Genomic DNA, 4,416 nt, shown 5'->3' with positions numbered 1-4,416 from the left:
GTGCTTGACTCTTGCAGTTAAAAACAGGACATTTTAAATGGTTTATCGCATAGACATTTTAATTGGTGAATAACACATGTGTTAAACATCATAAAGATTGGTTTTTTAAGCGCTCTGCATGATTGATTTGATAGCGCGCTGTGTCTTAAGCTAACTTTTTAGTCAAGACATTAAAGTAGGGTGTATTTTATTACTTTAAGCCCAAATCACCAATACAGCGGCAACAACCACCAAAATTAATCCCCAATGGTCACGTTGCGCTAATTTTTCTTTAAAGAAAAACATGGAAATGAGTAAGCTAAATAAAATCTCAATCTGACCTAAAGTTTTCACAATCGCTACAGATTGTAGACTCATTGCACTAAACCAGCCTAAAGAAGCCAAAAAGCTACAGATACTTACTTTTACACTTAAGCCCAGCCGTTGCGATAATGCGTATAAAGTTTTGCGACTAAACAATCCTAAATACAAAAGCATACTGACGCATTGAAACGTAATCACCCAAAATAATACCCAAGCTGCACGATGCAAATATGGCAGCATTGTCAGCTCTAAACTCGCCTCTCTGACCAAAAGGGAAGTAATAGCAAAACATAAACCACTGGCTATGCCAATACTTAAGGTGGAAAAAGAGAGAGCCTTAAGCTTACGACCACTACTTAAAAGAAATACAGCAATCCCGCCCAAGAGTACGCCAAACCATGCATATACACTCAAACCTTCATTTAAAAAAATAACAGCAAGAATAGCAGCTAAGATGGCTTCACTTTTAGCTAAACCCACCCCAATGGCATAATTTTTTTGTTTAAATAACTGCACCATCAAAGCAGTTGCAGCAATTTGAGTTAAACCTGCGATCACCACATATAGAGTAAATTTTAAACTAAAATGCACCTCTGCCTGAACAGGATACGTAGAGTACATCCACATTAAGTAGGCTGTGGCTAGCGGTACAGCAAATAAGAATCGTGCAAGTGTTACACCATAAACGTCTACTGTACTGCTTAATTGTTTTTGAAAAGCGTTACGCCAAGCCTGCATAAAAGCAGCCATAAGCGTAAATAAAATCCAGCTCACAATTTCATCTCATGTTTAATTGTTTGTAATGTACGCCTATGGTTGTTCCTTTTCACCTTTTTATTGATGAAAAATTATTTTAATTTATTTGATGTTTTTTGACTTTAAATGTTAAATTTACTTAGGCTATTTTTAATAGTAAGATATTGAGAGCAGTAAGGTTCAATACTGCTCTGATTTGGTCAATTCTTTGTATAAAGATATGCTCATGCTTAAAATCGGTAATTGATTCCTGTATAGATGGCTCTTGCCTCACCAGGTGTAGCACGAGCATGATCTTGCCCCATATCATTAAATCCTGGGGTGATCGTCGCGCTATATTTTTGTTGAGTTAGGTTTTTTGCTTCAAGCCATAGATCTACATTAGACCAAATACTCGGCCAAGCAGCTTGTATACCCCATATTTGATAAGCATCAGTCTGATGGGTATTGGCGTAGTCAATTGTTATAGCACTGGCATATTCTGTATTTAGCCCAAGCCACCAGCCTTTTGGATGCTGATACTTTAAATGCGCCTGATAATAATGACGCGGTAAACCTGCAAGTTGATTATTCTGAAATAATGGATCATTTTGATAATAGAAATCACTTAAGGTATAGGCTTGTTTTAAACTCACCAAGCCAGCAGTTTCACTTTCCCAAAGTGACGTATTTAACGCAATTTCAAGGCCCTGATGAATGGTAGCACTGGCATTCGATTCAGCAATCACTGGATGAGGATTAGGTTGTAATTGCACCATTAACAGCTCATTTTCTAATTGGCTATAGTAGTAGCTGATTGACCACTCACCTAAAGCATGTTGACCATGCCCTCCCACTTCAAAGCTATGTGCAATTTGAGTTTTGAGTCGGCGTGCCGCTTCTTGGCGTCCTGTGGCAGGGCCATTGCCGTCAGCAAAGTAGTGATCAGATCCCCATAACATTGACCATGCATGTGCAGGCTCAACACTACGGCTGAGTGTGGCATACCACTGGGTTTGCTCACTCATGTCATAACGCATACCTAAACGATAAGCGTAATCTACACGTTGCTGTTTTAATTTTTTATCTGTAGATGGTTGAGTGACATAACTGTCACGCTTGGTATATAGACCGCCGATACCTGTGATCCACCAAAATTGAGGGTGAACATGTAATTCATGCTGTAAATTAAGTAAATGATCTTGACCGCGATGCACATAACGACGACTCAGCGTACCAGCAGCATAATCTGCTGTGTCAAAGCGTAGGCTTTCTTTGCCTAATGCAGAATTATGTTGATTGGTAGTTCTTAAATTAAGTTTAAAAAGATGCTCACGTTCTTGCCAAGTAAAAGGTTGTTGCCAGTTTAAATGTCCTGTCAGATCACGATAATCGACCTGTATGCGGTATAAGCTCTCTTGTAAATCCATAGGATAATCGTGATAAGCCAAACTCGCTTGCAGCATACCGCCTTGTGATAATTGCCATGTGGTTTGATAAGCAAGCCAAGTACTACCAGGCTGAACTCTTTGAGCATCAATACTTAACTGATAAGGATTGGCCTGTTGCGGCTCTTGTTGGATTTGTTGCTGTGTTAAACGTCCAGGGGTTTGATGTGCTGTTTCACGGGCACGTAGGTAAAGACGAGTATGTAGCTGATCATTAATTTGATAACCTAAATTGGCACTGATGCCTGTGGCTTTATTTTGACTGTGCTGTTGTTGACCCTGACTTTGGCTATGTGTGGCCGCAACATAGTAATCTAGTGGGCCTAAGTCTTGCCCCATACTCAATTGATATTTTTGATAGCCATGTGAACCTGTAGCTACACTCAGCTGTTGGCCTTGCTGAGTCTTACCCGTATGACTCACATAATTAATCACACCACCTAAAGCCAAAGCACCTTGTTCAAAACCTTGACTACCACGAAGGATTTCAACATAGGATAGCCAACCAGGCTCTAATAATTCATACGGCGTACCACCAGGCCCTGTGAGTGCAATATTATCCAATAATACAGTTGTACCTGAACCATGAGCCCCAGAACCCCGATTGATACCTGATCCGCGAATAGAAATTTTAACGCCTTCATTGCCTGCACTTTGTGCATAAACGCCAGCCTCTAACTTCAACATATCTGCATTGCTTTGCAAGCGCTGTTGATCATTCGCTTGAATAAAATTATGCGCCCCGACTAGCTGATCAAACTGTTGTTGACGTTTTTCTACTTCTGTCTGAGTATTCGCTTGTAATAATAACGTATCTAACTCAATGAGATTTTCAGCATGAATTTCTTGGCTGAGCATCATGATTGCAACAGTTAATAGATGCTGTTTGAAGTGTAGTGTGTATTGCATAGTTCATCCTGATCTATATATTTTTTAGATACTGTTTATGGTGCAGCATCTACTCAGGTGGCTACCTTAACAATATAAGCTCAGATGACAAATAGCTTTTTCTGCCGATTATTTTGTGACTAAATAAATAACAATATAGATAACTTTGCAACTAAATAGAAATTTTAAGACTAAAGGCAGCGCTTAAAATCCATTTTGATCTGTTCATCAAGTTCTTTAAACTTGTTATGTTTAAATAGGTACTTGGAAGATAAAAGTTGCGTAGAACACGTTAGTATCTTGCAAAGCAGAGTGTGTTTTAGCTTGAATTTAAAACTCATAACCTTTTAAAGTTTTTAATGACAAATAGCTGTGATTCGGTCATTAAATGATTAAAGAATATTTTAGGCATCTTGTTGCAATTGAGCTACTAATGTGCAAATAAGAATTTTTTGTAAATTGTGATGAGTGTTTTTAGGAGAATAGACAAAAAATGCCAAAGCCATATTTCTATTCTATGTACTGAGCATTTTCTTTGGCTGAATAAACATCGCTTTCACCTCATCACCTTTCCAAAGTAGGGTGTTTCCCAATTGTATATATTCCCCAACATCAGAATGTTAAAAACTGAGTTGAATAGTGAATATAAGCAGCTTCATTTGTTGATTACCCCCCAATTCGCTGTTTCAAACTGAGTGAAGCGATTGAAAGATGTATCTGGTCAGCATTTGAGGAAAACATTTCCAGAAATCAAACGTAAACTACGAAGTGGCTGTTTATGGTCACGTCAAGTTATAGTGGTAGACAAATCATGATGTAATATACCGAGCTTTATTCACTAGGCATAACAAAGACCATCGTACTTGGCGGTGGCAGCTCGTAACATAATATAACCCGAATCATGGATAAGCCTGATTTTACATCTTTATAAATTGAGGCTTATTTTGATGACAGATTTGATAAGCACAGAGTGATGCATAAATCCCAGCGAAATAACCTGAAATGGAACGATGGCGACTGCTGACCAAGTTGTATTGTTGCT

2 protein-coding genes and 1 pseudogene are annotated in these 4,416 nt (G+C 38.5%); all 3 read right to left on the bottom strand.

The window, feature by feature from the left end:
• Nucleotides 1-195: 195 nt before the first annotated feature.
• On the bottom strand, nt 196-1,080 hold the full coding sequence (locus Q0017_RS13355; protein WP_298147808.1) for an EamA family transporter: 885 nt from the start codon (nt 1,078-1,080) through the stop codon (nt 196-198).
• Nucleotides 1,081-1,289: 209 nt separating this feature from the next.
• Complete coding sequence (locus Q0017_RS13350; protein WP_298147805.1) at nt 1,290-3,395, bottom strand: TonB-dependent receptor; 2,106 nt, start codon at nt 3,393-3,395, stop codon at nt 1,290-1,292.
• 896 nt (nt 3,396-4,291) lie between these two features.
• Nucleotides 4,292-4,416: pseudogene (locus Q0017_RS13345) on the bottom strand (IS982 family transposase); the annotation flags it as partial.

Source organism: uncultured Acinetobacter sp. (assembly GCF_947624825.1).
Taxonomy (GTDB): domain Bacteria; phylum Pseudomonadota; class Gammaproteobacteria; order Pseudomonadales; family Moraxellaceae; genus Acinetobacter.
Note: the sequence above shows the minus strand (reverse complement) of the source record. Positions and strands in the feature narration are given on the sequence as shown.

What these genes read in the sequence shown, in the direction of transcription:
- Q0017_RS13350 (WP_298147805.1), bottom strand. Translation starts at nt 3,395, where the DNA reads ATGCAATACACACTACACTTCAAACAGCATCTATTAACTGTTGCAATC.